This is a genomic window from Trinickia sp. Y13, assembly GCF_029522115.1.
Taxonomy (GTDB): Bacteria; Pseudomonadota; Gammaproteobacteria; order Burkholderiales; family Burkholderiaceae; genus Trinickia.
In genome coordinates this window covers 404,957-421,732 of the sequence record NZ_JAKWFK010000002.1, presented here as the reverse complement: position 1 = coordinate 421,732, position 16,776 = coordinate 404,957, and the positions used below count along the sequence as shown (strand labels likewise).

At 65.3% G+C, this 16,776-nt stretch carries 16 protein-coding genes; 1 reads left to right on the top strand and 15 read right to left on the bottom strand.

Annotated elements, in window-relative coordinates; all coding sequences use genetic code 11:
• Window positions 1–37: 37 nt before the first annotated feature.
• The 7 genes from MMB74_RS05030 to MMB74_RS05000 all read right to left on the bottom strand — a co-directional run bounded on the left by MMB74_RS05030 (window position 38) and on the right by MMB74_RS05000 (window position 6,758).
• Window positions 38–490: a YchJ family metal-binding protein gene (locus tag MMB74_RS05030; RefSeq protein WP_277427494.1), complete on the bottom strand. Its 453-nt coding sequence runs from the start codon at window positions 488–490 to the stop codon at window positions 38–40.
• Window positions 487–1,620: an acyl-CoA dehydrogenase family protein gene (locus MMB74_RS05025; RefSeq protein ID WP_277427493.1), complete on the bottom strand. Its 1,134-nt coding sequence runs from the start codon at window positions 1,618–1,620 to the stop codon at window positions 487–489. The genes MMB74_RS05030 and MMB74_RS05025 overlap by 4 nt, the downstream gene beginning before the upstream one ends.
• Before the next feature lie 65 nt (window positions 1,621–1,685).
• Window positions 1,686–2,363 (bottom strand): SDR family oxidoreductase, encoded by a 678-nt coding sequence (locus MMB74_RS05020; protein ID WP_277427492.1) that lies wholly within the window; start codon window positions 2,361–2,363, stop codon window positions 1,686–1,688.
• Window positions 2,364–2,421: 58 nt separating this feature from the next.
• Window positions 2,422–3,627, bottom strand: coding sequence for an acetyl-CoA C-acetyltransferase (locus tag MMB74_RS05015; protein WP_277427491.1), 1,206 nt, complete (start codon window positions 3,625–3,627; stop codon window positions 2,422–2,424).
• A complete protein-coding gene (gene can / locus MMB74_RS05010) occupies window positions 3,620–4,381 on the bottom strand; it encodes a carbonate dehydratase (protein WP_277427490.1) in 762 nt (253 codons plus the stop codon). The genes MMB74_RS05015 and can overlap by 8 nt, the downstream gene beginning before the upstream one ends.
• A 71-nt stretch (window positions 4,382–4,452) precedes the next feature.
• Window positions 4,453–6,318: a bifunctional isocitrate dehydrogenase kinase/phosphatase gene (gene aceK / locus MMB74_RS05005; protein ID WP_277427489.1), complete on the bottom strand. Its 1,866-nt coding sequence runs from the start codon at window positions 6,316–6,318 to the stop codon at window positions 4,453–4,455.
• Entirely contained in the window at window positions 6,315–6,758 is a 444-nt protein-coding gene (locus MMB74_RS05000) for a MerR family DNA-binding transcriptional regulator (RefSeq protein ID WP_277427488.1), read from the bottom strand. Before MMB74_RS05000 ends, aceK begins: the two co-directional genes overlap by 4 nt.
• Window positions 6,759–6,919: 161 nt before the next feature.
• Here MMB74_RS05000 and MMB74_RS04995 point away from each other — a divergent pair, with 161 nt between their 5' ends.
• Complete coding sequence (locus tag MMB74_RS04995) at window positions 6,920–8,017, top strand: MBL fold metallo-hydrolase (RefSeq protein WP_277427487.1); 1,098 nt, start codon at window positions 6,920–6,922, stop codon at window positions 8,015–8,017.
• Here the strand turns inward: MMB74_RS04995 and MMB74_RS04990 are convergent.
• From MMB74_RS04990 to MMB74_RS04955, 8 genes are all read right to left on the bottom strand, one after another.
• On the bottom strand, window positions 8,006–9,208 hold the full coding sequence (locus MMB74_RS04990; RefSeq protein WP_277427486.1) for a S8 family peptidase: 1,203 nt from the start codon (window positions 9,206–9,208) through the stop codon (window positions 8,006–8,008). The two genes, MMB74_RS04995 and MMB74_RS04990, sit on opposite strands and share 12 nt — an antisense overlap.
• Before the next feature lie 577 nt (window positions 9,209–9,785).
• Window positions 9,786–11,066 carry an RNA polymerase sigma factor gene (locus MMB74_RS04985; RefSeq protein WP_277427485.1) on the bottom strand — a complete coding sequence of 427 codons (1,281 nt, stop codon included), beginning with the start codon at window positions 11,064–11,066 and terminating at the stop codon, window positions 9,786–9,788.
• A gap of 3 nt (window positions 11,067–11,069) precedes the next feature.
• Window positions 11,070–11,483 carry a YciI family protein gene (locus MMB74_RS04980; protein ID WP_277427484.1) on the bottom strand — a complete coding sequence of 138 codons (414 nt, stop codon included), beginning with the start codon at window positions 11,481–11,483 and terminating at the stop codon, window positions 11,070–11,072.
• Between the two features lie 162 nt (window positions 11,484–11,645).
• Complete coding sequence (locus MMB74_RS04975; protein ID WP_277427483.1) at window positions 11,646–11,999, bottom strand: YciI family protein; 354 nt, start codon at window positions 11,997–11,999, stop codon at window positions 11,646–11,648.
• A gap of 197 nt (window positions 12,000–12,196) precedes the next feature.
• The gene (locus tag MMB74_RS04970) at window positions 12,197–12,982 is read right to left on the bottom strand and encodes a hypothetical protein (RefSeq protein ID WP_277427482.1); all 786 of its coding nucleotides are present in this window, start codon (window positions 12,980–12,982) and stop codon (window positions 12,197–12,199) included.
• 254 nt (window positions 12,983–13,236) lie between these two features.
• Window positions 13,237–14,820: an ABC transporter substrate-binding protein gene (locus MMB74_RS04965; RefSeq protein ID WP_277427481.1), complete on the bottom strand. Its 1,584-nt coding sequence runs from the start codon at window positions 14,818–14,820 to the stop codon at window positions 13,237–13,239.
• A gap of 295 nt (window positions 14,821–15,115) precedes the next feature.
• On the bottom strand, window positions 15,116–15,937 hold the full coding sequence (locus MMB74_RS04960; protein WP_277427480.1) for a helical backbone metal receptor: 822 nt from the start codon (window positions 15,935–15,937) through the stop codon (window positions 15,116–15,118).
• Between the two features lie 59 nt (window positions 15,938–15,996).
• Window positions 15,997–16,767 carry an SDR family oxidoreductase gene (locus tag MMB74_RS04955; RefSeq protein WP_277427479.1) on the bottom strand — a complete coding sequence of 257 codons (771 nt, stop codon included), beginning with the start codon at window positions 16,765–16,767 and terminating at the stop codon, window positions 15,997–15,999.
• Between the last annotated feature and the right edge of the window lie 9 nt (window positions 16,768–16,776).

Here is a 16,776-nt window from a genome sequence, read left to right as displayed (position 1 = left end):
TTTGCCGTGACAAAGACCGCCGACGGGTAGAGGTAAGTCAGCGCTCGCTAACGTCGCCGTCCACGTAGCGCCAGCGTTCATCGCCATCGTCGCGCACGAAGCGGCTTACTTCGTGCAGGCGGTGACCGCGCCCGCCGCTCTTGTAGCGCGCCACGAATTCGACGATCGCATGACGCGCGTCTCGTTGCTCGAAGCGCTTGATCTGCAAGCCGAGCCAGCGCGGCGCATCGGGTGCGTCCGGGTCGGCGTCGAGATCGGCAGGGCAGGTGGCAGGATCCCACGTCGCGCGCAGATAGTCCGTGTGGCCGAGCACATATGCCGAGTAGCGCGAACGCATGAGTTCGAGCGCGCTCGGTGCGATGGCTCGTCCGTCGAGGTAGGGACCGCAGCAGGCCGCGAAGCGCGGGGCACGGGCCGAGGGCGGACGCCCCGGGGCCGCGCCGCCGCACGGGCAATCGAGCGGCGCTGGCCGCTTGGCCGAGCCCGTCATGCGCTCAGGCCTCGAGCGATCAAGATTTTCTGGATGTCGCTCGTGCCCTCGTAGATTTGGCAGACGCGCACATCGCGATAGATGCGTTCGACGGGGAAGTCGCTGACGTAGCCGTACCCGCCGAACGCTTGCAGCGCCGCCGAGCAGATGCGTTCGGCTGCTTCCGACGCGAAGAGCTTTGCCATCGCCGCTTCGGTCAGACACGGCAGGCCTGCGTCCTTGAGCGATGCGGCGTGCCACACGAGCTGGCGGGCGGCTTCGAGCTGCGTGGCCATTTCCGCGAACCGGAACTGCACGGCTTGGTGCGCATAGAGCGGTTGGCCGAAGCTTTGCCGCTCGCGCGCATAAGCGAGCGCCGCCTCGAATGCGGCGCGCGCCATGCCGACGCTTTGCGCCGCGATGCCGATGCGTCCGCCCTCGAGCCCCGAGAGCGCGATTTTATAGCCTTCGCCTTCTTCGCCGATCCGATTGGCGGCCGGCACGCGACAGCCTTCGAACACGATCTGCGCCGTGTCCGACGAATGCTGGCCGAGCTTGTCTTCGAGCCGCGCGACGATGTAGCCGGGCGTATCGGTCGGCACGAGAAACGCGCTGATCCCGCGTTTTCCCGCGGTTTTGTCGGTGACGGCCATGACGATGGCGACATCGCCGTGCTTGCCGCTCGTGATGAATTGCTTGACGCCGTCGATCACATAACCGTCGCCGTCGCGCACGGCGCCCGTGCGCAGCGCCGATGCGTCCGAGCCCGCTTGCGGTTCGGTCAAGCAAAACGCGCCGAGCATCTCGCCGCGCGCGAGCGGCGTGAGCCAGTCGCGTTTTTGCTGCTCGCTGCCGTATGCGAGCAAGATGCTGCAAACAGGGCAGTTGTTGACCGAAATGGCGGTGGAGGTGCCGCCGTCGCCGGCCGCGATTTCCTCGAGAATGACGGCGAGCGCAAGCGCATCGAGCCCCGCGCCGCCGTATTCGGTCGGAACCAGCACGCCATAGGCGCCAAGTTCGGCCAACTGGCGATGCACGTCTTTGGGAAACGTGCGCTCGCGGTCCCATGCGGCCGCATGCGGTGCGATGGCGTCGCGCACGAAGGTGCGCACAGCGTCGCGGATCATTGTGTGATCCTGGTCGAGCACCATGTCGACGTCTCCTTATCGATGATCTTAAATGCTTAGGACTGCCTACGAGTTTCTATGACGGGGTCCTACCAATCGATGCTCGTCCCGTCGTACTGGACGAATCGTCCGTGATAGGTTTCGCGATCGACGGCCGCCGCGGCGAGGACCGTGCGCATGCCTGAAACGCTGCGCTCGACGTCGATGGCCGCATGGGCACCGCCCATGCCGGTGCGCACCCAGCCCGGATGGAGCGCGATGCAGGTCGCGCGTCGCGTTTGCAAGGCGGCCGTGCGCAATGCGCTGTTCAGCGCGGCCTTGCTCGCGCGATAAAGCCAGCCCGTCGTGCCCGTGGCTTCGGCGATGCTGCCCATGCGGCTCGACAGCACGCCGAACACGCCTTGAGCCGATTCGACGAGCGGCAACAATATCGGCATCAGCATCATTGGCCCGCGCACGTTCGTCGTCATCACGTAGTCGAAGTCCTCGACGCTGAACGCCTCGACGCCTTCGGTTGCGGGACCATAGACGCCGGCGACGATGAGCGCCAAATCGAGCCGCTCGCCCGCCAGCTTTTCTTCGAGCGCCGCGATGTCGACGGGTTCGGCGACGTCGAGCGCGAGGGTTTGCGCGCCGAGCGCCTCGAGTTCGGCCAGCGCACGAGCATCGCGCGCCGTAGCGATCACGCGCCAGCCCGCGGCGCTGTACTGGCGCAAGAACTCGTGGCCGATGCCGCGCGATGCGCCGACGATCAGTGCTGTCTTCATCAATGCCTCCTCAACCGATCGGAACAAACGAGGCGCATGCCCCAAGCGGTGCGCGCTCTCAGACGAGTTCGATGCCCATCGCCGTCGCTTCGCCGCCGCCGATGCACAGGCTCGCCACGCCACGCTTGCCGCCGCGCGCGCGTAGCGCGCCGATCAGCGTAACGAGAATGCGCGCGCCCGAGGCGCCGATGGGGTGACCGAGCGCACATGCGCCGCCGTTGACGTTCACCTTCTCATGGGGGATCTCATGGTCTTTCATCGCGGCCATCGTCACGACCGCGAACGCTTCGTTGATTTCATAGAGATCGACCTCGCCCGCGCGCCAGCCGTTGCGCGTGAACAGCGTGCGAATCGCTCCGACGGGCGCCGTCGTGAACTTCGACGGTTCTTGCGCGAACGTCGCATGCCCGACCACGCGCGCGAGCGGCGTGACGCCGAGCCGCTCGGCCGTGGAGGCGCGCATCATGACGAGCGCCGCGGCGCCGTCGGAGATCGACGACGAATTCGCGGCGGTGACGGTGCCCGTCTTGCTGAATGCAGGCTTGAGCGTCGCGATCTTCTCGAGATTGGCCTTGAACGGCTGCTCGTCCCGCGAAATCGTGACCTCGTCGCCTTTGCGGCCCGCGACCTTCACCGGCGCGATTTCCCAGGCGAACGAGCCGTCCTCGTTCGCGCGCTTGGCGCGCACGAGCGACTCGACGGCGAAGGCGTCTTGCGCTTCGCGCGTGAAGCCGTAGGCGCTCGCGCACTCCTCAGCGAAGGCGCCCATGAGGCGGCCTTTCTCGTAAGCGTCTTCCAGGCCGTCGAGGAACATGTGATCGAGCACTTGGCCGTGCCCCATGCGCATGCCGGCGCGCGCCTTGGGCAGCAGATATGGCGCATTGGTCATGCTCTCCATGCCGCCCGCGACCACGACCTCGACCGAGCCGGCCGCGAGCATGTCGTGCGCGAACATGGCGGTGCGCATGCCCGAGCCGCACATCTTGTTGACGGTCGTGCAGCCCGTCGCGAGCGGCAGGCCCGCGCCGAGCGCCGCTTGGCGCGCGGGCGCCTGGCCGAGGCCGGCGGGCAGCACGCACCCCATCAGCACTTCTTCCACTTGCTGCGGCGTCAGTCCCGAGCGTTCCAACGCAGCGGCGATCGCCGCCGCGCCGAGTTGCGGCGCGGTCAGCGAAGCGAATTCGCCTTGGAAGCCGGCCATCGGTGTGCGGGCCGCCGAGACGATGACGATCGGATCGTTCGTGTTGCGCATGGCGTCAGTCATGTTTGATCTCCTTGATCACACCCTGTACGACTTGCTCGATATTGGCGAGCGTGGCGGCATCGGCAGCGACGACGTCGTTTTGCGCCGAGCCGGCTTGCTGCGCCGAGAGCGCGGCGACGCAGCGTCGATAGGTCGAATCGAGCATGTCGGCGTTCGAGATGGTCATGCCGAGGTTGCGCACGCGCCCGTCGTGAACGCCGTAGGCCAAGCCGTGGACGGTGAGCGGCTGGCTGCGCGCCCAGGCGTCGTTGACGATGGTCGTGCGGCACACGTTCACGACCTGCTCGATCGTGTTCAGTTCGACCAAGCGCCGATGGCGCGCCACCATGGGCCACTGTTCGAGCAGCGCGGCGTGCTTGGCGCGTACGTCGTGAATGTGATGCAGCCAGTTGTCGGCCAAGCCCACGCGCCGATCGTGCAGCGCCGCGCCGACGCCGGAACACCCGTAGTGGCCCACGACCATGATGTGCTTGACCTTGAGCAGGTCGACGGCGAACTGAATGACCGACAGGCAATTCAGATCGGAGTGGACGACGACGTTCGCGATGTTGCGATGAACAAATACCTCGCCGGGCGGCAACCCGATGATCTGATTGGCGGGCACGCGCGAATCGGAGCAGCCGATCCACAGGTACTCTGGCGCTTGCTGATCGGCAAGGCGGGCGAAGTATTGCGGGTCTTCGGCGAGCTTGCGCTCGACCCACGCTTCGTTGTTGGCGAACAGCTGAGCTAGCGGATGGTTCTGATCGTTCATAGTGCGTCGTGGCGGTTGGACCCTAACGGGCTAGGGCGATGAGAGATGCGACCATGGGCGCGCGGCCGAACTCATGCCGCGCGCGCCGCATCCGGTCCGCCGCCGCTGCGCGGCGCACCGGGCGGCGCGTGCTGCGCCGCGCCTGCTGCGCCGGCCGCTTGCGGCTGGGCGAAGCGCTCCGGATAGCGCACGCAGAAGCGGGCGCTTTGGTCGTAGGGAAAGAAGTCGGGCAATTCGCCCTTGAGCAGGAATTCCTTATGTTTTTGCCAAAGCGCGGGATCGAAGAAATCGGCGTGATGGCGCATGAAATAACGGCGCACGGTGGGGTCGCCGAGCAGAAACGTCGAATAGGTTTCGGGAAAGATATCGTTGGGCGCCACGGCGTACCACGGCTCGGCCGACAACTCGTCTTCCTCGGTTTGCGCCTGCGGCACGCGGCGCACGTTGCAGTCGGTCAGATATTCGATCTCGTCGTAGTCGTAGAACACGACGCGGCCGTGGCGCGTCACGCCGAAATTCTTGTAGAGCATGTCGCCCGGGAAGATGTTCGCTTGCATGAGCTCCTTGACCGCATCGCCGTATTCCTTGATGGCGTGCTCGATGTCGGCTTCGGTGCCGTTTTGCAGGAACAGATTGAGCGGCACCATGCGCCGCTCGATATAGACGTGCTTGATGACGAGGCAATCGCCCTCGTACTCGATCATCGACGGCGCTTCTTTCTCCAACTCGCGAATGAGCTGCTCGTCCAAACGCGCGAGCGGCAACGCGACGCTCGAATACTCGAGCGTGTCCGCCATGCGGCCCAGCCGGTCGTGTCGTTTCACGAGCTGGTACTTCTCTTGGATCTTCTCGCGCGTGGTGTCCTTCGGCGCGGGAAATGCGTCCTTGATGATCTTGAATACGTACGGGAACGAGGGCAGCGTGAATACGACCATCACGAGCCCCTTGATGCCGGGCGCGATGATGAAATGATCGCTCGAGTGGGACAGATGTCTGAGCAGATCGCGGTAGAAGTTGTTCTTACCTTGCTTTTGCAAGCCGACGGAAGTGTAGATTTCCGCTTTCGGCTTACCCGGCATGATCGTGCCGAGAAAGTCGACGTAGGCGGAAGGCACGTCCATATCGACGAGAAAATACGAGTGCGAAAAGCTGAAGATGATCTGCAACTGCTCGCGCTTGAGCAGAACCGTGTCGAGCGTGAGCTGGCCCGACGCTGCATGGCGGATCGGCACGGCGAAAGGCAGCAGCACCTCGCCGTTGATGATGCGGCCGATGATGTAGGCCGCTTTGTTGCGGAAGAACAGCGACGAGAGCACGTGCACTTGGAAGTTGAACGCTTCCGCAAACGGCCCGTAGTTTTCGTGGATCGCATCGATGATGCAGGCGACGTCGCGCTTCAAATCCTCGAACGGGTGGTCGAGTTGGAAGTTCGTGACGATGCGCTCTAGCGTGGCGGCCAGCCCATCCTTGCCCGGGTAGTACGCGCGATAGGTCGGCTTTGCCGCGGGTTCCTCGTTCTCCAAATATTCCGTGGAGATGACGGGCCGCACGAAAATGAAGTCGTTGTTGAAATACGACCGGTGCAAGATCTTGCAGCACACCGAATTGAAGAACGTCTCGGCGCATTCGGGCTGCAGATGGTGCGTCAGCAGGCCGATGTAGTGCAGCTTGATCTGCTGCCAGACTTCGTCGTCGATGTTTTCGGCGTCGTATTCGTCTTCGAGCAGCCGCACGCATTCGTCGACGCGATCGTCGTAGGAGGCGATCCGATCGCGTGCGAGTTTTTGCAGCGCGAGCCAGTCGGCGGTCTCGAACAGCGTCTTGGCGTGCACGGCTGCAGCGCGAAAGTGGCTGTAGTGGCGGTTGAAGCCTTCGAGCATCGTTTGCGCGACATCGAAGCCGATCTGCGACGACAGCAGCTTAGGAAAGTGCTTCATGGTCCCTCTGATTGCGCGGCGCGCTCGATTGCGGCGCTCGCGCGCCCGGCGTCCACGCCGTTTTCGGCCAGCATCGAGCGGCACTGCGACTCGTACTGTGCAAGATCTTCCAGCGTCGCGTTCAAATCCTCCAGTTGGCGCTCCAACACTTGGCGGTGCTCGGCGATGGTCGCGAGGAACGCGTGCAATTGCGGCACGGTATCGGTGGGCGATTCGTACAGATCGAGCAATTCGCGAATCTCCGACAGCGTGAAGCCGAGCCGCTTGCCGCGCAGCGTGAGCTTGAGCCGCGTGCGGTCGCGGCTCGAGTAGACGCGCCGTAGGCCGCTTGCGCCTTCCCTGCTCGGCGCGAGCAGCCCTTGATCCTCGTAGAAGCGAATGGCGCGGGGCGTGACATCGAATTCACGCGCAAGCTCGGTGATCGTAAAGTGCTGGGTCATGGTCGAACGCGTCGGATAAACGGCGCCGGCGGGCGGCCGGGGCGGAAGGCGGCTCGTGATTTTAACGCCGTCGATCAGGTAGAATCGATGAACGTTTACGTTATCGTCAACTTCGACAAAGCGCAACTGGCCGGTCCGGCCGTTCGCCTAGGACGCTCCTGATGAATGCATTGGAACATCAACTCGACTATCCGTTCGCCGATACTTTGCCTGAGCCGGGCCGTCTGCTCGAAGTGGCGCCGGGCGTTTACTGGGTGCGGATGCCGTTGCCGTTCGTGCTCGATCACATCAATCTCTGGCTGTTGCGCGACGAAATCGACGGCCAGTCCGGTTGGACCGTCGTCGATTGCGGCATTGCCGACGCCTCGATCAAGGCCAACTGGGAGCGGATTTTCGAGCGGGAGCTGGGCGGCTTGCCGGTGTTGCGCACGATCGTGACGCATTGCCATCCCGATCATCAGGGGCTGGCCGATTGGATCTGCCGCGGCGGCGAGCGCGAGCGCTGGAATGTGCGCCTATGGATTACGCTCGGCGAATACATGCTCGGGCGCGTCATGGCCGCGGGCGACGGCTCGAATGCGGGCGGCGAAGGCGCGGCGCGCCATTTCGAGCGCCATGGCCTGGCCGATCCGGTTTCGCTCGAAAAACTGCGCAACCGGCGCGACTATTACTCGAAACTCGTGCCGTCGATGCCTTCGCAGTTCCGTCGCTTGCGCGAAGGCGATGTCGTGCGGATCGGCGCGAACGACTGGCGCATCGTTACCGGATATGGGCACTCGCCCGAGCACGCGGCGCTCTTTTGCGAATCCGCGGGCGTGCTCATTTCCGGGGACATGGTATTGCCACGCATCTCGACCAACGTTTCGGTGTTCGACATCGAACCGGAAGGCAACCCGCTCGCGCTGTACCTCGAATCGCTGGGCCGCTATTTGACGATGCCGGCCGATACACTCGTGCTGCCGTCGCATGGCAAACCGTTTCGCGGCCTGCACACGCGCATCGCACAACTGCGCGCGCATCACGACGCGCGGCTCGCCGAAGTGCGCGAGGCGTGCGCCGCCCGGCCGATGAGCGCGGCCGAAATCGTGCCGATGATGTTCAAGCGTGCGCTCGACATTCATCAGATGACGTTCGCGATGGGTGAGGCGCTCGCCCACTTGCACTTGCTGTGGCTCGCGGGCGAGTTGGCGCGCCGGGAGGACGCGGACGGGGTGGTGCGGTTCGCGCCGGCCGGCCCCGTTGCCGTCCTATCCGCCTGAAGCGCGCCCGCCGTTGCCCGCCATGGATGCTGCGCGGGCCGCTTCGACCGCCGCCGCCGCGTCGAGCATGCCCGCGCCGCATAGCGTGCCCGTCTCCGTCTTCGCGCAGGTCGAACCGTCCGGGTAGCGGCGCACCGCGCCCACGAGTTTTTCGCGAATCGATTCGGGCGTGAGCTTGGGGTCGACGGCCAGCATCAGTCCGATCGCGGCCGACACATGCGGCGCTGCCATGCTCGTGCCGTTGTAGCGCTTATAGTTATCTTCGGCGGGCACGGTCAGCCCGGCATTGGCCGTCGATACGATGCCGACGCCGGGCGCGCCCAAATCGATGCGCGCCCCGGCATTGCTGAACGGCGCTTTCTCGCCTTTTTCGTCGATGGCGGCCACGGCGATCGCGCCGCGGCAACTTGCCGGTTCCCCGACTTCGGCCCCGCTATTGCCCGCCGCCGCCACGACGCTCGCGCCGCGCACGATCACATCGTCGATCGCCGCCTGCATGGCGTGGCTGCACGGTTGCGAAGTGCCCAAGCTCACGTTCACGATCTTGGCCGGATGCGGATTGTCGGGCACCCCCGGCACGGGCAGCCCCACGGCCCAGCGCATGGCGTCGATGATGTCGCTGGCCGGGCCGCCGCATTTGCCGAGCACGCGCACCGGCAGGATTCGGGTGTGCCAAAGCCCGCCCGCGCCGCCGATCTCGTTGTTCGCCACCGCGCCGATCGTGCCCGCCACATGCGTGCCGTGCCACGAACTGTTGCCTACCCAAAGATCGGTGCCGTCGCACTGGCGCGATTCTTCGGCCGTTACCCAATCGCCGGGATCGGACGCGTCGGCGTCTCTGCCGTCGCCGTCGTTGGAGAAAAGCGGATTGCTGACGAAGTCGTAACCGGGCAGCAAGTGCGCCGCGAGATCGGGATGCGGACGGTAACCCGTATCGGCCACGGCGATCACGACTTCGGCCGAACCTGTCGCCGTCTCCCACGCAGTCTCGAAACGGGCTGCGCCCGTTGCATCGCGATAGCCCCATTGTTGGGCGTACAGCGGGTCGGTGGGCGCAAGCTGGCGGTGCAACCGATAATCGGGCTCGGCGTATTCGACCTCCGGCTGCGCCTGAAGCCGCTCGGCGATCGTAGTGGCCGCGGCATCGCTGATGGGCGAGCCGAGCGTAGCGACGTGCGCGCCGCCGGACATCGGCCGAATGTCGGCGATCGCTTCGGCCGCTCGGCGACGGGCGCGCGGGCGATGGTTCCCTGCCCTCGGCGATTACGCGTTCGATCACGCGCCGGGCGAGCGCCGCATGCGCATCGCGGTCGGCGGGGCCCGTCTGTATAGATTGCGCGGTCGCCGGCATTTTGACTTTCACGATGAACTGTGAGACTCGCTCGGCAAGGACGGGGGTGGCGGTGTCGGCCGCGCGCGTGTCCTGCATCGCTGGAGCGAGCGAGAGCAACGCGACGACAAAACGATTCGTGATGCATCGGGCAGGTGTCATGAGCGCTCCTATGTGCTCGGGGTGAAAGCAAATAGAAAGCTTTCATAGCACGTAGCGTTCCCGGCGCCCAAGCTACCTGCAGTCGCAGTTTCCCCGTATCGCGCTCGAGCCGGCGCGCATGCGCGATGCTGCGCGGTCGGGCATACGGATGAAGTGCCGCAGCCAAGGGCGGCGATTCGCCGGAAGCCGTCGATGGGGCTAACCGGGGTGAGTCAGGCGGGCTATGCGGGTGCGCCGCGCCCTGCTTTCCGCGGGAAAGCACAGGATGGGCGAGGGCTAGCGTCGATCCGAAGCCATTTCGTTCGCACGCACGAGCAACAAGTCTCGCTCGCGCGCATTCTGCGTCATCGCGGCGGCCCGCTCGAATTCCGCGCGGGCTTCGTCGAACCGCCCGAGCTTGGCCAGAAAATCGGCGCGCACGCTCGGCAGCCAGTGGTAGCGGGCGAGCGCGGGGTTGGCGGCGAGCGCCTCGACGATCGCGAAACCCGTCTGCGGGCCGAACGCCATGCCGACGGCTACCGCGCGGTTCAGCTCGACGACGGGCGAAGGCGCAACTTGCACGAGCGCATCGTAGAGCGCGACGATCCGGGCCCAATCGGTATCCTCGGCGCGGTGCGCGCGTGCATGGCAAGCGGCCAACGCGGCCTGCAGTGCATAAGGACCCAGCGCGCCGCCCAGCGCTTCGGCGCGCGCGAGCGCCGCAAGGCCGCGGCGAATCAAGAGCGGGTCCCAGCGAGAGCGGTCCTGCTCGGCGAGCAGCACGGGGCGGCCGCTTGCATCGACGCGTGCGTGCAGGCGCGAGGCCTGCAGCTCCATTAGGGCGACGAGCCCATGCACCTCGCTGTCCTCGCGCGCCAGTTCGGCGAGAATCCGGCCGACGCGCAGCGCTTCGTCGCACAGCGCGGGCCGCATCCAATCGTCGCCCGCTGTGGCCGAATAGCCTTCGTTGAAGATCAGGTAGATGACTTCGAGCACCGATGCCATGCGCGTTTCGCGCGCGTCGGCGCGCGGCACCTCGAACGGCACGCGCGCCTCGCGCAGTGTGCGCTTGGCGCGCACGATCCGCTGCGCGATCGTCGCTTCGGGGGCGAGGAACGCGCGTGCGATTTCGTGCGTCGCCAGCCCGCCCAGCAAACGCAGCGTGAGCGCGACGCGCGCATCGGTCGACAGCACCGGATGGCATGCGGTGAAAATCAGCCGCAGCAAGTCGTCGCCGATGTCGTCGGCGCGCGCGGCGTCGAGCGAGTCGACGAAATCGGGCACCACGTGCGCTTCGAGCGCGTCCAAGTCGCGGCCCATCGCTTCATGCTTCTTCGCGTGAAGGGCATCCTGGCGCAGCTTATCGAGCGCCCGATGCTTGACCGTCGCCATTAGCCAGGCGCCGGGATTGTCGGGCACGCCATCGCGCGGCCAATGCTCGAGCGCGGCGACGAGCGCGTCTTGCGCGAGTTCCTCGGCCACGCCGATATCGCGCACGAAGCGCGCCGCATAAGCGACGACGCGGGCCGCTTCGATGCGCCAGACGGCTTCGATCGCGCGATGGGTGGGATTCGACATCGTTCAGCCTAGGTTGGCGTCGATTTCGCGAATGCGCTCGACCGCTGCGCTCGGCTCGAAATCGTCGAATTCGTACAGCGGGCGCACCTCGATTTCGCCTTCCGCCATTTCGCCGAATGGCGCCGGGAAGCGCCGCGCCCATTCGAGCGCCTCTTCGCGCGAGCGCACCTGGATCAGCGTATAGCCGGCGATCAGTTCCTTGGTCTCCGCGAATGGCCCGTCGATGACGGTTCGCTTGCCGTCCGCATAGCGCACGCGCCAGCCTTTGGAACTGGGCTGCAGCCCGTTCGCATCGAGCAGTACCCCCGCTTTGGCGAGTTCCTCGTGATACGTCGCCATCGCCGCCATCAGTTTCTCCTCGGGCATGGCGCCCGATTCGCTTTGCCCGTTGGCCCGAACCATGATCATGAATCGCATCGTTGCGCTCCTCGAAGTTGACGGAGACCGCTCACCGGCTCCTGACTTCACGACGAACCGAGCGAGCGCAAATCGACATCGGCTTGGCTATTTTTGGGAAACCGGGGAAATCGCGGAAAGTGTCGAAATGGCCGGCGCCTGAGGTGGCAAAGGCCGCGGGCCTCACTCGTAGCAGGGCGCGAGCCGTCTGACTTCGACCGTGCACCATTGTGCCGCTGGGCATTCGACGGCGATCGCCAGCGCGTCTTCTTCTCGCTCGCAGTTGAGCAGATAGAAGCCGCCAACCATTTCCTTGGCCTCGGCGAACGGACCGTCGATGAAGCGACGCTCGCCGTCGCGCACCTCCACCCTTACGGCCTCCTGCGTCGAGGCAAGCGACTGCGCCGCGACGAGCACGCCGCGTTCTTTCAACGCTTCGCCAAAGCGAACCATCGTGTCGTAAGCGGCATGCGAGGCCTCGGACGTGCGCTCGGCGCGCTGGCCGATCGGCTCCATGATCAACAGCAGATAAGACATGGCCAACTCCGAAAAAATCGCGCCGGGGCGGCGCTGCGTTCGCCCTGAAGGATAGTGCAGCCGCGCCGGCGCCGCCACGAAGTGCGCAGGGCGGCTTGGCGCTTGGGATTTGGCGGTGGCGGTGGACGAACGCGAACGCGAGGGCGAGGGCGCTAGGCAGCGCAGGCCTTCCCGCCCTCGCAGGCGTTCGGCGGCCTTCAGGGCTCGATCGAGCGGGCGTCGGCCTGACGCAGCGCGGTCATATTGCCGACGAATGCATCGACGATCTGCTGGGCGAGCGCGGCGACGGCCGTGTTCCGATCGGCGCGCTCGAAGGCGAGCTTGGCCGGCACGACGTACGGACGCCACTCGCCCTGAACGCTCTGAGCGTTTTGTGCGCCGCTGGCGACGAGCGGCGCGCCGAGCACGGCGAACGGCGTATCGGCGCTGTGTTCGAGATCGGCGACGGTGATGGAAACCTCGGCGCCCGCCGCTTCCCGTTCGGCCTCGGGCACGGCGCTATCGGAAGCGGCTGCCGTTGCTTCGCTTTGCAGGTGGAAGACGCCGCCGATGAGCCATCCCGTCACGGGAGGCGGCTCTCCCGGCGCGAGGTAGCGCGCGGCCACCCCCGCATGGTTGAGCCGTTGGACGACAGCTTGGGCGACGAGTCCCGCGTCCCGGCCTGCCGCGCGCGCATGCAAGGCCGCGCGCAGCCGGGCGAGCAGGCCCGAAGGCGCCGCGCCCGCCGGGGCGGCGATGAAGTGAGTGACGTAGACGGCGCCCGGCACCGCGACGATGGGCGCGGGCCCGGAGTGCGGCGCGGCGATTGGCGCGGTGGGCGTCGCCGTTGCCGGTTCGGATGCGACGTTCACCTGCGTGACGAGCATCGGCGTGACTGCAACGGAGGCGGGGACCTCGGCGTCGGGCGCGGCGGATTGAGCGAAGGCGGCGCTAGCCGCGGTCCAGATCGTGAAAGCCGCCACCGCGCGGCCGAGTTTTCGCATGACTACCCCGTAATGCGTGAATCGACGTGTGGTTTTCCGTAGCGCACTTGCGCCGCGCTCTAGGCCGGGCCATGTTGGGCCTGGGCAGGCGCGCCCGTGCCATCGCGAGGCTTCGCCACGCGGCGGCGAGCGTGAACACGCGACGCCACGTGCGGAACGTCGACCGATCGGCGCTTGACCGTGCGCTAGGTTACGGCGGCTGTGTGACAAGCGTCAACGGGCCGCCGTTCGTCGCGCACGCCCTGCGCGCCGCGTCATTGCACCGATACGGCCCCGAAGTTTTGCCGGCCGAACGCGCTGACCTTGTAGCCCGTCACGGTGCTGCGAGTGATGGCGCTCGCCGTGGGATAGCCGAGGGGGATCCAAAGCGCTTGATCGTGGATGATCTTCTGCGCCGCTTCATAGTCCGTGGCGCGCGCCGCTTGATCCGTTTTCGATCGGGCATCCGCGATCAGCTTATCGAGCGTGTCGTTGCAATAGCGGGCGAAGTTGATGCCCGATTTGACGCCGTTGCAACTGAACAGCGGCGTGAGATAGTTGTCGGGATCGCCGTTGTCGCCGGCCCAGCCCATGAACAGCATGTCGTGCTCGCCTTGCTTGGCTTGTTTGATGAGTTCGCCCCATTCGATGATCTTGACCTCGGCTTTCACGCCGATCTTGGCCAGATCCGCTTGCAGCAATTCCGCGCCGACTTTGGGCTTCGGATTGAGCACGCTGCCTTGCGGGCGCACCCAAATCGTCGTCGAGAACCCGTTCGGATATCCGGCTTGCGCGAGCAGCGCTTTGGCTTTGGCCGGGTCGTAGGGGTAAGCGGCGATCGCTTTGTCGTAGCTCCACGTGTTGGACGGATACGGATTGACTGCCGGCGCCGCCGTGTTTTCAAAGACGACCTTCAGATAGTTGGCGCGATCGAACGCCATGTTGATGGCCTGACGCACGCGCTCGTCGTCGAGCGGCTTGTGTTGCGTGTTCAGCGCGACGAACGCCGTCATGAATGCGGGTGTCTGCACGACCGCGAGCGATTTGCTTTCCTTCGCTTGCGCAACGTCGCTTGGCTTGGGCGAGAGCGCGATCTGGCATTCGTTGGCCTTGACCTTTTGCATGCGGACCGACGGGTCGGGCGTAATCGCATAGATGAGCCGATCGACCTTTGGCTTGGGTCCCCAGTAGGTGGGATTGGCGTCATAGCGAATCACGGCGTCCTTCGTATAGCTTTTCAGGACGAAGGGGCCGGTGCCGATGGGCTTGGCGTTCAGATCGGTTTGCGTGCCGGCCTTGAGCAACTGATCGGCGTACTGGGCCGAATAGATCGAGGCGAAGCCCATCGTCAGCATGGGCAGGAAGGTGGCGTTCGGCTCGTTCAGATCGAATTGCACCGTGTGCTCGTCGAGCTTCTTGACGGCTTTCACTAGCTTCACGAGCCCCATCGATTGCGCGTGCGGGAAGCCGTTGGGGCCGGCCACCTTGTGCCAGGGGTTGGCCGCGTCGAGCATACGATCAAACGTGAAGACGACGTCGTCGGCATCGAGCGGCCGTGTCGGCTTGAAATAATCGGTGCTTTGGAACGCCACGTTCGGACGCAAATGGAACGTGTAGGAGAGACCGTCGCTGCTCACTTCCCACTTCTCGGCCAACGACGGCACGACTTTCTTGTTCGCTTCGTCGTAGTCGACTAGCGTGTTGAAGATCACATCGGCCGAGGCGTTGGTCGTGACGAGCGAATTGAACTGAACGACATCGAAGCCGTCGGGGCTCGCCTCGGTGCAAACGGTGAGCGGCTTGGCGAGCGCGAGGGCGGGCAAGACGGCGAGCGTGGCGGCGAGCAGTTTGACGCGCATGGAAACTCCAAGTGGGTCGAGGGACGGCCGGAAATAGTGGATGCGGCTGGGTCGAGCCAACGAGCTTAGCCCAAGCGCGCGGTGTCGACAACGATAGGCCCTTTATATGGATATGGGGTCTCGCTGCGAGCGCTGATTGTTTGGCGATCGAAGGGCTGTGGCGATGAGGCGATGAGGCGATGAACCGATGAACCGATGAACCGATGAACCGATGAACCGATGAACCGATGAACCGATGAACCGATGAGCGACGCAGCGCGAGTCGACCCGCATCGGCTCCCATGACGCGCGTGCGCTAAATGCCGCGTGCTACCGCTTCGGCAAGTCCTCGCAAGTAGTCGATGCCCTCGATTGCGCGCGAGCCGTACCACGAGGTCAGTTCACCGTCGATGAGTTGCACGGTCTTGCCCGCGAGCCGTGCGTCCGCGGCCAGTTCGTCGCGATGCTTCGCGGTGAAGCGATACGGCTCGGACGAGAGCAGGATGCGCTCGACGCTGGCGAGGGCAGGGTCGTCGAAATCGAACGTAGGGTAGCGGTTGCCGCCGGTGTAGCCGCCTTCGATGTCGGGCCAAGTGTGCCAGTTGACGAGGCGAAGCATCGAAGAAATATAGGTGTCGCGCGCGATCGTCATCCAAGGATCGCGCCAGATGACGTAAAGCACGCGCCGCTCGGGCCAGGGCGCGTGTGCGATGGCATCGAGCCGTGAGGACAGCGCCCCGCCTAGGCTTTGCGCTGCCTGTTCTCGGCCGAAGATCGCGCCGAGCATGGCGTAGAGCGAGAGGTTATCGTGCGCAGCGAGAGGGTGCGTGACGATGACATGCGGAACGAACTCGGCGAGCGCGTCGATCGTGGGCTTTTCGTTTTCGTCGATGTTGACGATGACGTGGGTCGGCGCGAGTGCGCGCACGGCATCGAGTTTGACTGCTTTGGTGCCGCCCACCTTGGGAACGGCGCGCACGGCGTCGCGCGGATGCACGCAAAACCCCGTGCGACCTACGATGCGCTCGCCTAGCCCCAATGCGAATAGGAGTTCGGTGATGCTGGGGACGAGGGAGACGATGCGGGCGTTATTGCTCGCGCGCGGATGTTCGACTCCGGCGGCATCGATTCGGCTCATGGGATGGCACGCATTGGGGATGAAGCGGGGAATGGTACTTCGGATCGAGGGCGGTTCCTCTACCCCACCGCCCGAGGCTTACGCGGTGCTTTCTCGAAGACCCGATCATACATCCAGCGCGGCAAGCACCGCAGCAGCATCGCGACGAGCCGCATCGGCCAAGGGAAGACGGCGAATCGCCGCTTCCGAGCAATCGCGCCGGCAGCCCTGCGGGCAAAGCGCTCCGCGTCCATCAGAAACGGCATCGGGTAAGGGTTGTGCGCGGTCATCGGCGTACGGATATAACCCGGCGCGATCGTCACCACGGCCACGCCGAACGGGCGCATTTCGACCCGCAGCGATTCGAGGTACGTCAGTGCCGCCGCCTTCGAGGCGCTATACGCGCCGGAGCCCGGCAACCCGCGCACGCCGGCCACGCTCGCGATGCCGACCAACGTGCCGCGTCGCGCTTCGCTCATTGCCCTCGCAAACGGCTCGAACGTCGCAGCCATACCGAAGCAGTTCACGTCCATGACTTCGCGAAACGCCGCGAGATCGCCATGCCCCGTGGCAACGCCCTTGCTGATGCCCGCATTGGCGATGACGACATCCGGCAACCCGTGCTCGCCGATGAATAGCGCCGCCGCATCCGCCAGCGCGGCATCGTCGCGTACGTCCGCCGCGTAGACCGAAATCGATAGATGAGGAAAACGCCGAGCGAACTCGGACAGCGCGTCGAAGCGGCGCGCAACCAACCCGAGCGTTGCGCCTTGCCGTGCATATTCCGCGGCCAGTGCGAGGCCGATGCCGCTGGACGCGCCGGTGATGAAAACCTTCAACGATGAAGTCATGCCGGCGCG

Bases quoted from the DNA above. Each gene is read 5' to 3' on its own strand.
- MMB74_RS05030 (WP_277427494.1), bottom strand. From the start codon at position 490: ATGACGGGCTCGGCCAAGCGGCCAGCGCCGCTCGATTGCCCGTGCGGC.
- MMB74_RS05025 (WP_277427493.1), bottom strand. From the start codon at position 1,620: ATGGTGCTCGACCAGGATCACACAATGATCCGCGACGCTGTGCGCACC.
- MMB74_RS05020 (WP_277427492.1), bottom strand. From the start codon at position 2,363: ATGAAGACAGCACTGATCGTCGGCGCATCGCGCGGCATCGGCCACGAG.
- MMB74_RS05015 (WP_277427491.1), bottom strand. From the start codon at position 3,627: ATGACTGACGCCATGCGCAACACGAACGATCCGATCGTCATCGTCTCG.
- can (WP_277427490.1), bottom strand. From the start codon at position 4,381: ATGAACGATCAGAACCATCCGCTAGCTCAGCTGTTCGCCAACAACGAA.
- aceK (WP_277427489.1), bottom strand. From the start codon at position 6,318: ATGAAGCACTTTCCTAAGCTGCTGTCGTCGCAGATCGGCTTCGATGTC.
- MMB74_RS05000 (WP_277427488.1), bottom strand. From the start codon at position 6,758: ATGACCCAGCACTTTACGATCACCGAGCTTGCGCGTGAATTCGATGTC.
- MMB74_RS04995 (WP_277427487.1), top strand. From the start codon at position 6,920: ATGAATGCATTGGAACATCAACTCGACTATCCGTTCGCCGATACTTTG.
- MMB74_RS04990 (WP_277427486.1), bottom strand. From the start codon at position 9,208: ATGTCCGGCGGCGCGCACGTCGCTACGCTCGGCTCGCCCATCAGCGAT.
- MMB74_RS04985 (WP_277427485.1), bottom strand. From the start codon at position 11,066: ATGTCGAATCCCACCCATCGCGCGATCGAAGCCGTCTGGCGCATCGAA.
- MMB74_RS04980 (WP_277427484.1), bottom strand. From the start codon at position 11,483: ATGCGATTCATGATCATGGTTCGGGCCAACGGGCAAAGCGAATCGGGC.
- MMB74_RS04975 (WP_277427483.1), bottom strand. From the start codon at position 11,999: ATGTCTTATCTGCTGTTGATCATGGAGCCGATCGGCCAGCGCGCCGAG.
- MMB74_RS04970 (WP_277427482.1), bottom strand. From the start codon at position 12,982: ATGCGAAAACTCGGCCGCGCGGTGGCGGCTTTCACGATCTGGACCGCG.
- MMB74_RS04965 (WP_277427481.1), bottom strand. From the start codon at position 14,820: ATGCGCGTCAAACTGCTCGCCGCCACGCTCGCCGTCTTGCCCGCCCTC.
- MMB74_RS04960 (WP_277427480.1), bottom strand. From the start codon at position 15,937: ATGAGCCGAATCGATGCCGCCGGAGTCGAACATCCGCGCGCGAGCAAT.
- MMB74_RS04955 (WP_277427479.1), bottom strand. From the start codon at position 16,767: ATGACTTCATCGTTGAAGGTTTTCATCACCGGCGCGTCCAGCGGCATC.